This window comes from Microcoleus sp. B5-D4 (assembly GCF_036705145.1).
GTDB lineage: Bacteria > Cyanobacteriota > Cyanobacteriia > Cyanobacteriales > Microcoleaceae > Microcoleus.
Genome location: NZ_JAUBTV010000002.1, coordinates 25,788 through 42,776, shown reverse-complemented (window position 1 = coordinate 42,776; position 16,989 = coordinate 25,788). Strand labels below are relative to the sequence as shown.

Genomic DNA, 16,989 nt, shown 5'->3' with positions numbered 1-16,989 from the left:
AGCGTGCGTACTCCGCACCTTACAACAAAAAAAGAATAAATAAATGCGATTTTTCACACCTTTCCAATCTGCAATTCGCAGTTTGGTCTCTTCGTTCCAACAGCGGTTGGCGACTGGATTTTCTGCACCAAATCCATCAGGGCTGCCAAGTTCGTTAGCGGCTGACAATCCTGGTGGAATTCGCGGCGTTTGGATACCCAGCACAGACTGCAAAGTTCTCACCTCAAAACAGCGAATTGCTGACGCAATGGACTTTCTCGCCGATACGGGATTTAATACAGTTTTTCCTGTAGTTTGGAACGGGGGTTTTACGGCTTATCCTTCTCAAATTATGTGCGAACAATTTGGGGCGGAAATTGACGCGCGGTATCGAGGTCGCGACCCCTTGGCAGAATTAATTGTTGAGGCAAATAGAGCCGGACTCAAAGTTATTCCTTGGTTTGAATACGGATTTGTGAGTTCTTACAATCGCAAGGGCGGTCATTTGCTGGCGAAAAAACCTGAGTGGATCGCCCGTGATGCCAGCGGCAATTTACTTAAGAAAAATAACTTTGACTGGATGAATTCTCTTGACCCGGAAGTGCAAGACTTTGTGCTGGGGTTAATGCTGGAAGTTGCTAAGAATTATCCGGTAAACGGCGTTCAAGGAGACGATCGCATTGCGTTTCCGGTAGAAGGCGGTTACGACGAAAAAACGGTTAAACGTTATCGAGAAGAGTGCGGTAAAGCAGCACCGTCGGATTGTAAAGAGCCACATTGGCTGCAGTGGCGTGCTAATATTATTACTGAGTTTGTGGCTCGTTTATACCGAGAAGTGAAAGCGATTAATCCTGATTTATTGCTATCGATGTCGCCGAGTCCTTATGACTGGGGACTGGTGGAATATTTGCAAGATTCTAAAGCTTGGGTTGACAAAAATTTGGTGGATCTGCTTCACCCGCAGTTTTATCGCCGCGATTTTAATGCTTACAAACAATTGGTCGATAAAATGATGGGTGGACAGCTTAGCGGGCAGCAAGTAAAGTGCGTGTCACCCGGTATTTTGTTGACGAATCGAGGCAGCAAATATAGCATAACTCCCGAACTGTTGTTGCAAGTAATTGCTTACAACCGCTCTTGCGGCATTCAAGGAGAAGTGATGTTTTTTTACGAAGGTTTGCGAGATAACGATAACGCTTTGGCTAAGGTTTTGAAAAAAGGGCCCTATGCTCGTTGAGAGATTGTCCCGCAATCAAGCTGTTTCCGGTTGGCTGCAGTCAACCGCGCCGATCGCTATTTAAAACCAAGTTGGTATAAAATAAGATGTGGCATCATTCTCAATAAGCTTTTATGAACAGGCAAGATGCCTGTTCCACAAAGAGTGAAATTTCTTGTGGAACAGGCATCTTGCCTGTTGCTGACAATGGTGCAAGATGTGAGTATAAATGATATAGCAGAGCTAGGCTATCTCAAAACCCAGCAATGCCAAGCAGCAAGCGCTACTCATTGTCAAGCCGATCGCCCAAACAAACCCCATAATTAATAATTGGGGAGTTGCAAAAATAGTGGAATAAGACATATTTTAGAAGTGGTGCAAGCTTTTTTTTAGAAGTAGCGTTTTGTAGACGGCATATTTTTTAAAGACAGTTTAAAAGAGCAATCTCAACCGCTCGCCACAATATTAGGATAAATCAGTGACATCAGCAGCAAGCCTCATCCAACAGCTACCCGAACTCAGCGATGCTCAATTCCATCAAAAATATTTGAAACAAAAACAAGGGATGCACACCTTGGCGACTATATTGCCGCAAGTAGAACAGCAAAGTCTGGCGTTGCGGGCAGTAAAATTAGCTCTAAAAGTAAATTTAAAACTCGGCTCAAAGCTAGCAGGAACGGTAAAGCCAGAATTTCAAATAGCCACAATAAAATTAATCGACAAAATCCCCACTTCGCCCCTACTCAAAATTCAACTGCTGGCCCTCACAAGTTCGGATATGGCAATTCCGATACTGGTGGCTGCATTGAACCACAAAGAAAGTGCAGTGCGCCTGGAGGGGATGCGGGCGATCGGGAAAATCGGCTCCGAAGCAGCAGTAATTGAATTAGCCCGATCGCTCGAATCCAAAGATTCCCAAATCCAAGCTTGGGCTGCTTGGGCTTTAGGAGAAATTGACTCGAAACCAGCCGCCGTAGCACTGCTCAAAGCCGTCAAACACCCAGATTCCAAGGTGCGCGCCTGGGCTGTTTGGGCCTTGGGCAAAATTAACCCGAAAATAGCCGTCCCCGCGCTGCTGAAAGCCCTCAAACACCCAGACTCCGAAGTGCGCTGGCGGGCAGCAGTCAACTGCGGGAAAATCGGAGTCTCTGAGGTAGTTCCCGGCCTGCTGAATGCCCTCAGAGACGAAAATCACATCGTCCGCGCTAGGGCGGCGGCGGCTTTGGGGAAAATCGGCGATTCTGAGGCAGTACCCGGCTTAGTAGAATTGCTTCACGATGATCCCGACTCCTATGCAGTTTCTTTGAGGGCCGCCGAGGCCTTGGGACAAATCGGCACGGAAACGGCTGTGGCGGGGTTGGTGCAAGCCCTCAAGCATGACGACTCAGACGTGCGCGGCAGTGCAGTTTCTGCGTTGGGGGAAATCAGCAGCGAGGTGGCTATGGTGGCGGTAATCGGGTCGCTCTCGGATCGAGATATTTTCGTGCGCGGCAGGGCGGCGGTTGCCCTTGGGAACATCAATACAGAGGGAGATGCGAAATTGCCAAAAATGGTGGTCGCGGGACTGGCGAGCGCTATTGGCGACAGCGAATCTTATGTGCGGTGGAGAGTTGCTGCTGCTTTAGGGGAAATTGGGACTGAGGAAGCTGTGGCAGGTTTGGTGCGGCTGCTGGGGGACGAAAATTCTGGAGTGCGCCAAAAGGCTGTTAAATCCCTCGGTCACATTGGCTCCACGGCTGCTATTGTTGCTCTGGAAACAGCTTTAAATCCCGAATTTGCTGACGTTCGTGCGCTGGCTGCCCAATATTTGGCGGATGTCAGCACTGAGGCAGAAACAGTTGATTTTGCTCCCTCAGTCTCTGCAGATTTATCGGGTGAAAAACTGCCGAAAATCCTGATTGCTTCGGAAGTAGAAGCCAGCGAATACATTGTCGATCGCGCTGCATGGCGCGAGATTAAATACCTGATCTCGATCGGCAGTCCGGGTGTGCCGGAACCCAAAACTTTTGATCAAATCCAGAACCGAATGTGTCTGGAGTTTAACGACCTCGACACCCCCGTTGACGACCCCGATCAAATCTTGCCTACCCTTGAGGATGTACTGAAAATTATTGATTTCGCCCTTAAAATATCGTCTGAGGGAGGCAGTTTGCTGATCTGCTGCCAAAGTGGAATCAGCCGTTCAACGGCCACAGCTTTGACTGTGTGTGCTGCGCTGTTGGGTCGTGGCAAAGAACGGGAAGCTTGGGCGTTGGTGCTCGCCGCCAGACCCCAAGCCAAGCCGAATCGCTGGATGGTGCACTTGGCCGATGAAGCTTTGGGTAGAGACGGTAAGCTAGCACTGGCGATCGAATTGACTACCGTAACTCCAGAACTCGCAATTGCCAAAAATTGACAATCAAGCATCCAGGATACCCGCCACGTGATTCATTCCGAAAGCAGACTCAGGACCGGTGAAATAAAAAACCTGTATCCGAGAAACAAGCCCCCGAATTTATCCGTCGGGTCAATGCTTCAATTCTAAAATCTAAAATCTAAAATCTAAAATCGATTGACTCGCAGAAACCGGGTTTCTTTTCGCAAGCCGCTACAGTTATACTCAATTAACGAGACTTCGCCTCAGACTTGTCTTTGCGGGGCAACGATGCCAAAAGTCGATCGCCAGGGTGCAAAAGTTCGATCGGCTGCCGCATTTGTGACATTCTGTGCTAAGAAGTTGTCGGATGCTCAACAAAAACCGTCAAGCAATCGTCGCATTGCTGGCAGCCAAAGTCCAAAGCGAAGGAATCGGGTGCATTGTCAACAGACAATATCAGCTTTGGGCTACTCACAGGCAAAACAGGTCAGAGAGAATTTTCTGCCTGTAACATTCCACGCGGGGATAATTCACTGCGGGGATAAAGTTTTATTTTTTTTGCCTGCTGCAGACTTTTACGAGTCGAAAAAGTAATTTGGCAACATTCATCAACAGCCTAATTATCTCTTAGACATCAACCGAATTTAAGTTTCTCCTCTGACTCGACCAGAGTTTCAGATGCTTTTTCGCAGATGTTTACGGTCAAATAGACAAGCTTTTCCGTTTGGAGAACTTAAGAGCGTGATAGATTTTAACAGAATACAGGGGTTGCATATGTCAAAAATTAACTTGCTAAAAAAAACAGGACACGAAGCAAGTTTTTCGGTTGCCGTTTGGGAAGACCAGGGGGAATTGAATCCCGAATTAGAACCATTTAACCCGCCGAAAAAAAACGTGAAAACGCGAAAGGTTAACCCAACAAATACCAATTTAGGTAAACAGATGCCAGTTTTTATTGCCGAAGAAGTGGCTTCTGTAGAAACCGTAAATAAAAAAAAAGCAAAGGATAATTTGGTAGAAAAATTATCCTTAAAAATCCGCGAAAGTTTGCCATCTAAAATAGGCGGTTTGCCTATCCATCAAAAAATTGGCTACGGGTATTTGCTGGCAATAGGAATCGGCTTTTTTGGCTCGCTGAGTGGACTGGTAATTGCCGATTACTACCAAGGACAAGGATTAAAGCAATTCAATGATGCTCACCTACAAGCGCAATTGCTCGGCAATTTTAAAGAGGCAACCCTGACGGCCCAATTGCAGGGTTCACAGCTAGATTCTTTTGTAGATAATGCGGTCAAGCTAAAACAGCAAGAAGAGCAGTTGGTTAAGAGTATTTCTCAGGCCAAAAATCTGCAGTTGCGTATAGAAAATTTTGCCGACAGCCAACCCGCTTGGCTGGCAGCAAAACCGGAAGTTATCAAGTTTTTAGTGCAAGATTGCACGAAAAAATTACAATCCTACGCCGATACTCTCAAGTCAACTTTGCAGGAAATCCAGCAATCCCAACTATCGCCTCTGGAGATAGAGTCGGCGAGAAAATTGCTCGCAATCGAAAGCGGAGAAGGTGTAAAACAGCTCAACAGCAGCCTTGAGGAATTGAGCAAAATCCTTGAGATTGCCCAGCGGCAAGAGGGCCAAGGTGGTGAAGTGATGGAAGACGCCCAAGGCATGGAAAAAGCCATAATTATTATTAGTATGCTGCTGTCGGTAGTGGTGGCTGGAATGGTGGCTTACCGGACGAGTCGGGCGATCGCCAAACCTGTGATCAGCGTTACTCAGGTGGCCCAACAAGTAGCTGCTGAGTCTAATTTTGACTTGCGAGCACCCGTCACCGGACAAGGCGAAATCGGCTCTCTGGCGGCCTCTCTCAATCACCTAATCGAGCGGGTTTCGGGACATACAAAAGAATTAGAACAAGCTAAGGAAGCCGCCGTCACCGCTAACACTGCTAAAAGCCAGTTTTTAGCAACTATGAGCCACGAATTGCGGACGCCTTTAAATGCGATTATCGGCTACAGTCAACTACTTTCAGAAGATGCCCAGGATGCGGGATTTGATGAGTTTATACCAGACTTGCAGAAGATTGAAAAAGCAGGCGCGCATCTGCTATCTTTGATTAACGATATCCTTGATTTGTCAAAAATTGAAGCGGGGGGTATGAAACTCGAAATCCAGGAGTTTGACATCGAATCCCTGATTGACAATGTTGCGAGTGCCGCGAAACCGTTGGTAGAGAAAAATGGCAATGTTTTGGAGATTGAGTGCGATCGAACTGTGGGCTTAATGCACGCAGATTTCAAAAAAGTGCGCCAGGTTTTGATACATCTGCTTAGTAATGCTGCGAAGTTCACCAAAAATGGTAGGGTGAAAGTGACTGTGAAGCGCATTGCAGGAAGTGGAAAATTGAATGCAGCAGGGCGATCGGTGATTGACGATTCAATGGCTGCCGATGAAATTCCTTCTGGCGCGATCGCTTGTCCCCTGCCGAATGTTCAAGACTCCGATTGGATTTGTTTATCGGTTAAAGATACCGGAATTGGAATGTCGGAAGAACAACAACACAAATTGTTTGAAGCTTTTGTGCAAGCTGACTCTTCAGCGGCGCGACCTTACGACGGCGCTGGATTGGGGCTGACACTTAGTCGCTACTACTGTCAGATGATGGGCGGAGAAATTTTGGTAGAAAGCGAAGAGGGAAAAGGGTCTATTTTCACTGTGCGGATACCGACAGGAAACGGGTGATGTGATTTTTGGGCGAGAGATTTAGGGGGTAGGCAGAGGGGCGAAAATGTATGTTTCAAACCTCTGGCTTTATGTCCAAATGCTTTAGTCTTGTCAGTGGGGGCGATCGCACTCTATTAATTCTAATTGGTTATTTTGCCACTTCAAACAGCACAAACCGCTGGCTGCTGAGCTCCAACCTCAGTCTATGCCGATAAATTTCATATAGTGGACGCACGGGTGGTCAGAAACCGGGTTTTTTTGCCAAATACTTCGTTACAGCCCGCAAAAACCGCAAAAAACCCGGTTTCTTCGGCTTTAATGCGTCCACTCAACTTTTCTCCTGCTTCTCATCCGATGGCGGGGGCTGTTGTTTCATTTCCTTTTGGTGTTCTCTGGCTGCTTGCTCCAAAATGAATGCTGACAAGCTGCTGACTGAACGGCGTTCTTGACTTGCCCACTCTTCAAGGATGTCATAGATTCCATCGGCTAAATAGGTCGCTAAGCGTTTGGTCATCAGAGATTCATTATTTTTTAGTATAAGCCGATCGTAATTGTGCTGTATCTAGACCATCCTGTCGAGTTTGGCTCATTTAAAGCATTTATGTGTGCTATATCTATGCTATACTTTCAAAAAGTCAAAAGCCAGCGCTGAACTTTCGTCGGGCCCGCGCTGGCTGATGGTTCCCCAAATACAAGGAGACAATCCACATAAAAGGAGACAACTACTATGGTAAAGCCTGTGAGCGACGGCAGCGAATATAACCGCGGCTATCAACAAGCTTTGAATGATTTTGGCATCACGCAACTGCTGTCGGGTATCCGCAGCTACTCGGATGAGGATTTTGAGGCCGATCGCGCGCGCATGACTGGGCCAGAGATCGAAAGCTTTGCGGTGTTTCTGATTCTGCGCGTCGGGGCGAATCTCAAAGGAAGTACGATCGCCCGCTACCTCAACACTCTCAGAAAAGCAAATTCTCCGACGATCGCCGATCGCCCCGCGATCGAACTCAACTCAAATTCGCGAGGGAAAACACCTGAAAAGTCCAAGCAGGGCGATCGCACTTCTTGGGCGATCGTCCGCATTTTGCCGAATGCTGAGCACTATACGATCGCGCGTTTTGTCAATCGCCAAGATGCGGACGATCGGCGGAGGGCTTTGTGTCGGTTTATTCCAGGGGGTGTGTTTGAAGTTGTGTGCGATCGCACCTAATCAATAAACCTCTCCAATAATCATTGTGGAACAGGCCGGAAAGCCTGTTCAAGACTGGCAATTCTTGCGATGTCTAATAAACACAAATGACGGTGACAATTGTAGCGACTCCGCATTAACTCCGTCGGGGTTTTAACCCCAGCCTCATAGCAAAAGTCCTCGCTATGAGGACTATAAATGACAAATGACTCTTTCAGTCGTCTTCAGACGACTTCAGCTATGAGACAGGGGTTTCAACCCCTGGCGGGCATCGAGAGAATGAAACAGCCCTGATGATGTAGGGGGATATACAGTTCGATACAAACGAGATTTACAGATAACTTGACACCAATAAATACTGTTGTTTCCCGATCGCACATTTTCACCTAAACTCTCCCCCACAAAGCCAAGCCGCCGCCCCTTCCCCTAGCCGCAATTATCCCATCTTCTACCAGAAAATATGCAAAAAAAGCCTGCTTCCCCACACTCAAACTAAAAAATTCCGCCTCCCGCGCTTCTCCACCGCGAATAAATCCTTGATACACAGTTTTACCCAACAATTTCACCGTAATTCTGGTAAAATCAAAAGCTAAAATATTTTTATTAACCAAAAACTTAGTCGGCCCGGAAAGAGTTAGTTTGATCGCCCCAACTTGCACCGAATTCTCCACCCTGCCGATTTCGCTATCCGCTTCCCCTTCAGCAACAGGTTCTGCCGAATAAGCAATTTGAATTTTCGCAATCCACTGAGGGATGTAACGTCCCGCACCCAACACAATCCCCGCTTTTTGTCGAGTCTTTTTTGTGCCAGTGATAAAGCAGAGTTGCCAGTTGCCGATTAATTGCTCGAAAAAATAGCGAATTTTATTTTTTTTCGCGTTTTTCTCAGATTCTAGGAGGGCGGCGACTACAGCGTCGGGAGATGGTTTAGAATTAGATTGGGCAGCTTGTTCGAGAATAGATATATTTTCCATTTAATAATATACAGATTTGTATTTTAAGGGTAGTAGCTGAGTCTAGATCCCCCTAAATCCCCCTTAAGAAGGGGAGTAGGGGTTGACTTTGAATCCTTCTGAACCCGCCATTTTTAACAAGGACTTTGACTGCTTCTTGTCCCCCCCTTATTAAGGGGGGCTAGGGGGGATCGAGCCTACAGTCAACTGCTTGCTTCTTGTCCCCCCCTTGTGTTTTGGGGGGCTAGGGGCGATCGAGCCTACAGTTAAATGCCTAAGTCCTAAAGCTGCAAGACATTGATAATATTAGCTGAAGTAGCGGAGAAAAACATGGTTGCGATCGCGCCCACAGACACAGAAATCATCATCATCGGCAGCGGGATTGGCGGCTTGACTTGCGCTGCAATGCTTGCCCGCTATGGCTTTGAGGTTGTGGTTTGCGAAAGCCATTCGATCGCGGGCGGGGCCGCACACGGTTTTGAACGCGGCGGATTTAGCTTCGACTCCGGGCCCTCCCTGTACTCAGGATTATCCTACAGCCCGTCTGCCAATCCGCTGCGGCAAGTTTTGGATGCGATCGGCGAAAAACTCCCCTGCATCACCTACGATACCTGGGGTTGCTGTTTGCCAGAAGGCGATTTCGACACATCCGTTGGTGCGAGTCAATTTGGCGAAGTGCTCGCACGACTGCGCGGCGCCGAAGCAGTCGCCGAATGGCAGCAACTCCAGCGCATCATGGAACCCTACGCCAAAGCTGCCATAGCCTTGCCCTCCCTGGCTTTGCGCTTCGATTTGGGCGCTGTTTTTAGCCTCGGCAAATTTGCGCCGGCTTTCCTGCAAAGTGCTGGCGACGCGATCGCACTTGCAGGCCCTTTCAGCAAAATTATGGACAAAAATGTCAAAGATCCGTTTGTCCGAAATTGGCTGAATTTGTTGTGTTTCCTGCTGTCTGGACTTCCCGCAGACGGAACGATCGCAGCCGAAGTCGCTTTCATGTTCGCCGACTGGTATCGCCCCAATGCAGTTTTGGACTATCCGATCGGCGGTAGTGCAGCTTTGGTAAATGCCCTGGTACGCGGTTTAGAGCGCCACGGAGGGCAGTTGCTGCTAAATTCCCACGTTGCAGAGGTTTTGGTGGAAAACAACCGGGCTGCAGGCGTGCGGCTGCGATCGGGCAAAATTATTCGATCGCACAAAGCCGTCGTCTCCAACGCTTCCGTTTGGGATACCCTGAAACTGTTACCTGAAACCTCAGTCCCGCAAAGGTTTCGGCAACAGAGGCAGGCCACGCCCGAGTGCGACAGCTTCATGCACCTGCATCTGGGAATTGATGCTGCCGGAGTGCGATCGGACTTGGCTTGTCACTACATCTTCGTCAAAGACTGGGAAATGGGCGTTTGGGCCCCTCAGAACGTCGTTCTCGTCTCGATTCCCTCCCTCCTCGACCCCCACCTCGCGCCTCCGGGAAAGCACGTCATTCACGCATATACCCCCGGAAACGAGCCTTACGATTTGTGGCAAAAGCTCGATAGAACCAGCGAAGAGTACAAGCTGCAAAAACAAGCGCGCGCCGAGGTAATGTGGGAAGCCTTAGAGAGAATTATCCCCAATATTCGATCGCGCTGCGAAGTCACCTTAGTTGGGACACCCCTAACCCACGAACGGTTTTTGCGCCGCCATCGCGGTTCCTACGGGCCCGGAATTCGGGCGGGTAGCGGCTTGTTTCCCGGCCCGACAACGCCTTTAGCGGGGCTGTTTTGCTGCGGAGATTCGACGTTTCCGGGAATTGGTTTGCCGGCTGTTGCTGCTAGCGGTGCGATCGCAGCCAATACGATCGCACCTTTGGACAAACATTTGCAATTGATTCGGGAAGTTATTAGTTAGTTGTTATATCGATTCCGGTTGCACCGGAATGCTTGTTGACTGTTGACTGTTGACTGTTCACTGAGGACTGTTCACTGAGGACTGTTCACTGAGGACTAATGACTAATGACTAATGACTAATGACTAATGACTAATGATATCATTTCGGCGCAGCCGGAATTGATATTATTAGACATCTCCCATAATTATTGTGGAACAGGCATCGTGCCTGTTCAAAACCTGCTTTTTAGGAGATGTTTATTAGTTATTTGTTATATCAAATCCGCCCTTCATCGTCCTGTATTCATCTCTCTGTTCTCTGACTCTGCGTTCTCTGTGTTCTCTGCGGTTTAATCATTCCAATGCAACCGGAATTGAGATTATTTGTTAACGGAATTATTGAAGCGCTTTCCTAGCGAAGGACGCGAAGCAATAGCAAACAATAATTGTATATACAGCAGTTCTCAATAAAGTCAGGTATGCCCTATGCCCTATGCCCTATGCCCTATGCCCGCTTATCAAGCCTGCACCTCATGTTACTGAGAAAGGCTATAGTTAGTAAAATGTGACCGATATCTGTCAGCATAGAAATAGATACTTCGATCGCAAAGAGGCCACCGTGCAACCCGTAGACTTTACAACTTTAACCGCAGCTTGCAGCGAACTGCGAGCCCAATGGCTGCCAGCGCGCTTAGAACAAGTCTACCAGCGCGATCGATTTACCGTGTCCCTAGCCCTCCGCACCATGAAAGGGCGCGGCTGGATTGACCTTTCCTGGCATCCTGTGGCCGCCCGCATCTGCGTCGGCGACCCCCCGCCCCGCATTCCCGACACCTTCACCTTCAGCGAACAACTGCGGCACCAACTCAGCGGTTTAGCCTTAGTTTCCATCGCCCCTGTTTCATCCTGGGAAAGAGTCATCGACTTGCAATTCGCCAAACGCCCCGGCGAACCGGCCCTCTGGCACTTGTACGCCGAAATCATGGGCAAGTACAGCAACGTCATCCTCACCGCCCAAGACAACCTCGTTGTCACCTGCGCCCACCAAGTCAGCGCCAAACAGTCCACCGTCCGTCCCATCCAAACCGGGCAACCCTACGAAATGCCCCCGTCTTTGACCGATGCAGTGCCGAGTCTGAGCGAATCTCAAAACCGCTGGCAATCACGAATTAGCCTGGTTCCTGGGCAATTAAAGGGCAATCTGTTGAAGAATTACCGAGGGATGAGTAAAGCCTTAGTTTTGTCAATGATTCGATCGGCTTCTTTAGACCCCGAACAATCCACCGACAGCCTCAATCCCGACGAATGGCAGCAACTATTCCAGCGCTGGCTATACTGGCTGCAATGCCTAGAAAACTCCAAATTTCACCCGAGTTTTACCCCCGAAGGCTACACCGTCATCGATTGGCCGACACCAGAAAATGTAGGAGCGGTGTCGTGCCAGCCCTCTGATTCCTCCTTCCTGACATCCGTTAAATCCGTTACAGAATCCGTTGCCGAACTTCCTTCTTCGGTTCAAGAAATACTTAACAGCTACTACACAGGCGAAATCAATCAAGAAGTATTCGCCCAACTGCGGCATCAGCTTACCCAAAAACTCAACAACGTCCTAGCAAAACTGCGCCTCAAAGCCAACACATTTAAAGAACGCTTGCAGCAATCCGCAGACGCCGACACCCACAAATCCCAAGCCGACTTGCTGATGGCAAATTTGCAGCATTGGGAACCGGGAATGAAATCGATTTCTCTCCCCGACTTTGAAACCGAAAAACCAGTTATCATTTCCCTAAACCCGGAAAAAAACGCCGTTCAAAATGCTCAAGCCCTCTACAAAAAACACCAAAAACTTAAAAGAGCCCGCATTGCAGTAGAACCTTTGTTAGCCGCCGTACAGGAAGAAATCGACTATTTAGAACAAGTTGAAGTCGCACTTTCGGTATTGGAAACCTACCGCAACACCCAAGATTTGCAAACCCTCGCCGAAATCCGCGAAGAACTAATCCAGCAAAAATATCTAGACGTACCAGATTACCGCAGTACGGACAAAAATGCTGCGATCGAATTTCACCGCTACCAAACCCCCAGCGGCTTTGAATTATTAATCGGGCGCAACAATCGCCAAAATGACCAACTCACTTTTCGCACCGCCAACGACTACGACTTGTGGTTCCACACCCTAGAGATTCCCGGAAGCCACGCTTTGCTGCGTCTCAAACCCGGTACTGTGGCTGAAGAAACCGATTTGCAATTTGCCGCTGACATGACTGCTTACTACAGTCGCGCCCGCCACAGCGAACAAGTCCCCGTGGTTTATACAGAACCGAAATATGTATACAAGCCGAAAGGTGCTAAACCGGGTATGGTTGTATACAAGCAGGAGCGAATTGTCTGGGGTAGACCGCAGCAAGCTCCGGCTTGATTTATATAAAGTGAGTGAGTAATAGGGTTGATCGGCGTTTTTAGGCAAAATTACAGGTTTGGTAGCGATAAACCTAGCAAGAAACCGGGTTTTTGAAGCCGGGTTAGATTATACAAAGTGACCGAGAGTGCGATCGCCCCCTAATATCAAATCCGGTAGCATCGGAATTATTCATCTCTGTATTCTCTCCCTCTGCGTTCTCTGCGCCCTCTGCGGTTAAATCATTCCGATGCAACCGGAAACGATATCAGAATTTATATTCGTCTGTAATGTAAAGTATTATTACAAAAAATTAAATTTTGTTGTTAAAATACCACTTAAGAGAGATGATATTTGTTTGAGAACCCTTTGCAAAGAAACGTGCAACTTGGGTTTCCTCACTGTGAGAAAAACACTGTGGGAACACAACGGATTTAACTATTTGTGCAGACCAGCTTTAGCTAAAGCTGGTCGTTTCTGTTTAAACATTAAACCCCAGCTCGGACAATTTTAGATTGGCGATTTTAGACTTTAGATTAAAACTGCCAATCTAAAATCTAAAATCTAAAATCTAAAATCGGTGTGGGCTGCTCCTAGAAAGTAAACGTCGTTCTGACAACCCCAATCACCAAATCAGAATTATTCTTATTGTGGTCAGGAGCAGTCAGCCAAATCAGACCAGGAGTGATAGAAATATTATCGCTCAACTTAAACTGATAAAAACCTTCTACGTGCAGCGAAGTATCCTTATCTTCCGGCAAAGTCCGATTAGTAGAATTCGTCACCTGCGGCTCCATACCTACCAAAATCCCCGCCACATTTCCTTCTTTCAACAAATCGGGAAAAGCCAAAGTAACTGCCCAGTTCCAGACTTTTTGATCCCCCCGCTGCACAGAACCCGTAGGAGTAGCCAAGTTGGATAAAATGCGCTGGTTGGTGTAACCCGCCCAACCGCCAATTGCAAATCTCCGATTCAACTGCCACGAAGCTTGCGCGCCGTAGGAATTGCTAGAAATCGGGAGAGTGGTATCGCTGTCGAACCCGAAGGAACCGAGACGCTGCGGAAAATTAGAAGCATTGCTGCCGGTATTGGTAATTAAGTTGTAGGAATTAACGTAAGTTAAACCTAAAGCAATGCTGTCGCTCGGTGTAAAAGTCAACTGAGCCAAACCGCCGTAAGAACCATTAAACAAACCATTTCCCCGCGTCGGGTTGGCAGCATTGCCGGCCAAATATCCCAAACTCAGCTCCAGTTTTTCCCCAAACTGATGCCGCAGAGCGATGCCAGAACCACCAAGCAAATAGTAAATTGGGTTGCGAGTACCGAAGTTAGAAAGAGCGCCGTAGCTGCCGTCTCCGTCAAAGTAAGGGTTGACAGTGTTGGTAAAATCGTCAGCAGCGCCGGCGTTGGCTTCTAGAATTACAGTAGTGCTTTTGCCGATAGGGAATTGGTAAAGCAGCGCATCTAAAGCTACTATATTGTTAGCCTCGCCAAAAGGCCCGACATTAAACCGCAATTCCCCTTCAGCAGTTTTCGTATTATTAGTAGAAAACGCACCCAGATTCAAAACTTGCAGTCGAGTTCTGAGCAAATCTTCTCCAGAAAAACTCGTGTCAAAATTGATACGAACCCTGCTGCCAAAAGCCGTGGTTTTATCAGCTTCGCGGCCCTCGGCATCATCTCCCCTGGCGATACCCGCCAAACCAAATATCACTTCGCCGTTGAGTTTAGTCGTAGTTGAAAACTGATTTGCTTCTAATTCAGAGGCGCGCGCTTCCAAAGCATCGACGCGGCCGCGCAAAGTTGCCAATTCCGCCGCAAATTCTTCTTGCAACCTTTGCACAGAAGCCAAATCTTCTCGCGTCGCCAGATTTCTGGAACCGCCTTGAATCAGCTCGCTAACTTTATCCAAACACGCATTTAAACCCGCTGCAAACTCGTAGCGAGTCATCGCCCGGTTGCCACGAAAAGTGCCGTCAGGATAGCCAGCTATGCACCCGTAGCGCTCTACTAGGGATTGCAAAGCTTGGAATGCCCAATCGGTTGGTCGAACGTCGGAAAGTTGAGAAACTGAGGTTACTTGGCCGGCCGCATCTTGGCTGCTACTGTCTTCGGCGCTGTATTGGTTGAGTTGTTCTAAAACATTAGACTGTGCTTGAGGTTGGGCACTTGAATCAGTGGATTGCGAAATCTGAGCGGGCTGTGCGACGGATTTTTCCGCGTTTAAATTAGCCGGTGCAGCGGCGGGTTGCGTTTCGCTTAAGTTTGCGGGCGCGACTGCGGGGATTTGCTCCGCGACAGGTTGTTCGGCACTTAAATTTGCGGGCGCTACTGCGGGTTTGGTTTCGCCTAAATCTGCTGCTGCAACTTCCGGTGCTTTTGCTTGTTCGGCAACTGGCGCAATCAAATCGTTAGTGAAGCCCTCGTAGAGGTTCGCACTTTCTTTCTCAATAGTATCAACAGTCGATTTGCTAGCTAGTGAGGCTGGTTCGGCTGTCTCAGGCTTTGCGGTCTCAGACTTGGCTGCCTCGGTTGCAGCACCTGCTAATTGCAATTTATCAGCTTGAGCTGCCGTGGCAATTTCTAAAGGTTGCTCTGCTGCTAGCGCCGTCGCAGATACGACTAAACTTGCTGCCAATACAGCGGGACTAACTAAAAGTCCCTTCCACAAAAATTTGGACATTTTTTCCTCACACCACATTGAGCCGATCGCCCGTTCCGAAGATTTAGCCGATCGCAAATCACCTTTAGTATTCCGCCTAATAGTATTTCTTGTCAACAATCGGGGAAATCACTGCCGAAGAGTGCAGTTTTGCTGTGGTTGATTTGACAAAAACCCCGTTTATTCCCAAAATCCTTGGTTTGACTCACCGAAGAGCACCATTCTCGCTTAACAGGCTTTTCGGCCTGTTCCACAAGAAAATTCACTCTTTGTGGAACAGGCCGAAAAGCCTGTTCCTAAACAAATAATTGAGAATGGTGCAACATCTCAGTTTAAAGATACCTACCTAGAAACCTGGTTGATGCCCCGATATTGCGTAAGTGATCCCTCAGTAAGATTAATATTGACAGAACTGGCGCTAACACATCGTTCGATCGGCTACAAATACAAGTGAAAAAACTCAAATACGCCCTAGTTCACGAATGGTTGACGCCCTTAGCTACTGGCGGTTCAGAACTCGTAGTACAGGAAATCCTCAAACACGTAGACGAGGCAGATGTCTATGCCCTCATCGACTTTGAATCAGCCAATCCCGAAAGCTATCTTTTCGGGCGACAGATTGGCACAACATTTTTGCAGCACTTTCCCAAGGCCCGCAGCGGCGTCCAAAAATATTTGCCATTTCTGCCGATCGCGATCGAACAACTAGATCTGCGAGAATACGACATCATCCTCTCATCATCCCATGCCGTCGCCAAAGGCATCCTCAGCAGTCCCCAGCAAATGCACGTCTGCTACTGCCACACGCCCATGCGCTACGCTTGGGACTTAACTTTTGACTATTTGCGTAGCAGCAAAGCCGGACGGGGCATCCAGGGTCTGCTGACGCGATATTTGTTGCATCGACTGCGGCAGTGGGACGTAATTTCCGCCAATCGCGTTGATTATTTCATCGCTAACTCTCAACACACTGCGCGCCGAATTTGGCGATGCTATCGGCGGCGGGCCCAGGTGATTTATCCCCCGGTAAATATCGAGCGATTTTCCTTGATGCGGCAAAAACAAGACTTTTACGTCACCGTTTGTCGGTTGGTAAGTTACAAAAACGTAAGTGCGATCGTCCAAGCATTCAATCAACTAGGGCATACTCTCATTGTCATCGGCACCGGGCCAGAATTAGAAATGATTCGGCTTCTCGCCAAACCCAACGTGCAAGTGCTCGGCTGGCAGCCCGCCTCCATAGTTGAAAAGTACATGGCAGAGGCGAAAGCCTTTGTCTATGCAGCTTGCGAAGATTTTGGCATAGCTTTGGTAGAGGCTCAAGCTTGCGGAACACCGGTAATTTCCTATGCAGCAGGGGGCGCTTTGGAGACAGTGCTCGACATTCGCCAACACCCAGAGACAGGGACTGGTTTATTTTTTTCCTCGCAAACCGCAGCAGCATTAGTCGAAGCTGTCGAGGAATTTGAGCAGTTGCAAGGCAAATTTGAGCCAGAAATCAGCAGGTTGCGCGCTGAACAGTTTGCCCCCGAAGTCTTTGGGCAGCGCTATCTAGCTTTTGTTGAACGCTGCTATCAGGAATTTCAATCCCGTGATTTTACCCAGTCAGGGGCTTGAGAGTACCAGATCCCGATAACGGGAGAATCTTCCT

The 16,989-nt window shown here is 48.3% G+C and carries 12 protein-coding genes; 9 read left to right on the top strand and 3 right to left on the bottom strand.

All coding sequences use genetic code 11. The features are described from left to right. The first annotated feature begins 43 nt into the window (after positions 1–43). From QUB10_RS01120 to QUB10_RS01100, 5 genes are all read left to right on the top strand, one after another. Positions 44–1,216 (top strand): family 10 glycosylhydrolase, encoded by a 1,173-nt coding sequence (locus QUB10_RS01120; RefSeq protein WP_333198713.1) that lies wholly within the window; start codon positions 44–46, stop codon positions 1,214–1,216. 126 nt (positions 1,217–1,342) lie between these two features. Next, a complete protein-coding gene (locus QUB10_RS01115) occupies positions 1,343–1,522 on the top strand; it encodes a hypothetical protein (RefSeq protein ID WP_333198710.1) in 180 nt (59 codons plus the stop codon). A 151-nt stretch (positions 1,523–1,673) separates the two neighbouring features. Next, positions 1,674–3,590 carry a HEAT repeat domain-containing protein gene (locus tag QUB10_RS01110; protein WP_333198708.1) on the top strand — a complete coding sequence of 639 codons (1,917 nt, stop codon included), beginning with the start codon at positions 1,674–1,676 and terminating at the stop codon, positions 3,588–3,590. Positions 3,591–3,746: 156 nt separating this feature from the next. After that, positions 3,747–4,145 (top strand): hypothetical protein, encoded by a 399-nt coding sequence (locus QUB10_RS01105; protein WP_333198706.1) that lies wholly within the window; start codon positions 3,747–3,749, stop codon positions 4,143–4,145. Between the two features lie 180 nt (positions 4,146–4,325). Then, positions 4,326–6,290, top strand: coding sequence for a HAMP domain-containing sensor histidine kinase (locus QUB10_RS01100; protein ID WP_333198704.1), 1,965 nt, complete (start codon positions 4,326–4,328; stop codon positions 6,288–6,290). Positions 6,291–6,600: 310 nt separating this feature from the next. On the opposite strand, the gene QUB10_RS01095 is transcribed toward QUB10_RS01100, so the two are convergent. After that, positions 6,601–6,786 (bottom strand): ribbon-helix-helix domain-containing protein, encoded by a 186-nt coding sequence (locus QUB10_RS01095; RefSeq protein ID WP_333190835.1) that lies wholly within the window; start codon positions 6,784–6,786, stop codon positions 6,601–6,603. A 213-nt stretch (positions 6,787–6,999) separates the two neighbouring features. On the opposite strand from QUB10_RS01095, the gene QUB10_RS01090 reads away from it, so the two are divergent. Further along, the gene (locus QUB10_RS01090) at positions 7,000–7,482 is read left to right on the top strand and encodes a hypothetical protein (RefSeq protein WP_333198702.1); all 483 of its coding nucleotides are present in this window, start codon (positions 7,000–7,002) and stop codon (positions 7,480–7,482) included. Between the two features lie 365 nt (positions 7,483–7,847). Here QUB10_RS01090 and QUB10_RS01085 read toward each other — a convergent pair whose 3' ends face one another. Beyond that, positions 7,848–8,435 carry a hypothetical protein gene (locus QUB10_RS01085; protein WP_333153093.1) on the bottom strand — a complete coding sequence of 196 codons (588 nt, stop codon included), beginning with the start codon at positions 8,433–8,435 and terminating at the stop codon, positions 7,848–7,850. 309 nt (positions 8,436–8,744) lie between these two features. Between QUB10_RS01085 and QUB10_RS01080 the strand changes: the two genes are divergently transcribed. Both QUB10_RS01080 and QUB10_RS01075 read left to right on the top strand, forming a co-directional pair. Further along, on the top strand, positions 8,745–10,298 hold the full coding sequence (locus tag QUB10_RS01080; RefSeq protein ID WP_333198993.1) for an NAD(P)/FAD-dependent oxidoreductase: 1,554 nt from the start codon (positions 8,745–8,747) through the stop codon (positions 10,296–10,298). Between the two features lie 598 nt (positions 10,299–10,896). Further along, positions 10,897–12,696: an NFACT RNA binding domain-containing protein gene (locus QUB10_RS01075; protein WP_333198990.1), complete on the top strand. Its 1,800-nt coding sequence runs from the start codon at positions 10,897–10,899 to the stop codon at positions 12,694–12,696. A gap of 572 nt (positions 12,697–13,268) precedes the next feature. On the opposite strand, the gene QUB10_RS01070 is transcribed toward QUB10_RS01075, so the two are convergent. Then, the gene (locus QUB10_RS01070; RefSeq protein ID WP_333198988.1) at positions 13,269–15,359 is read right to left on the bottom strand and encodes an iron uptake porin; all 2,091 of its coding nucleotides are present in this window, start codon (positions 15,357–15,359) and stop codon (positions 13,269–13,271) included. A 429-nt stretch (positions 15,360–15,788) separates the two neighbouring features. Here QUB10_RS01070 and QUB10_RS01065 point away from each other — a divergent pair, with 429 nt between their 5' ends. After that, positions 15,789–16,955 carry a glycosyltransferase gene (locus tag QUB10_RS01065; protein WP_333198700.1) on the top strand — a complete coding sequence of 389 codons (1,167 nt, stop codon included), beginning with the start codon at positions 15,789–15,791 and terminating at the stop codon, positions 16,953–16,955. Positions 16,956–16,989 lie beyond the last annotated feature (34 nt).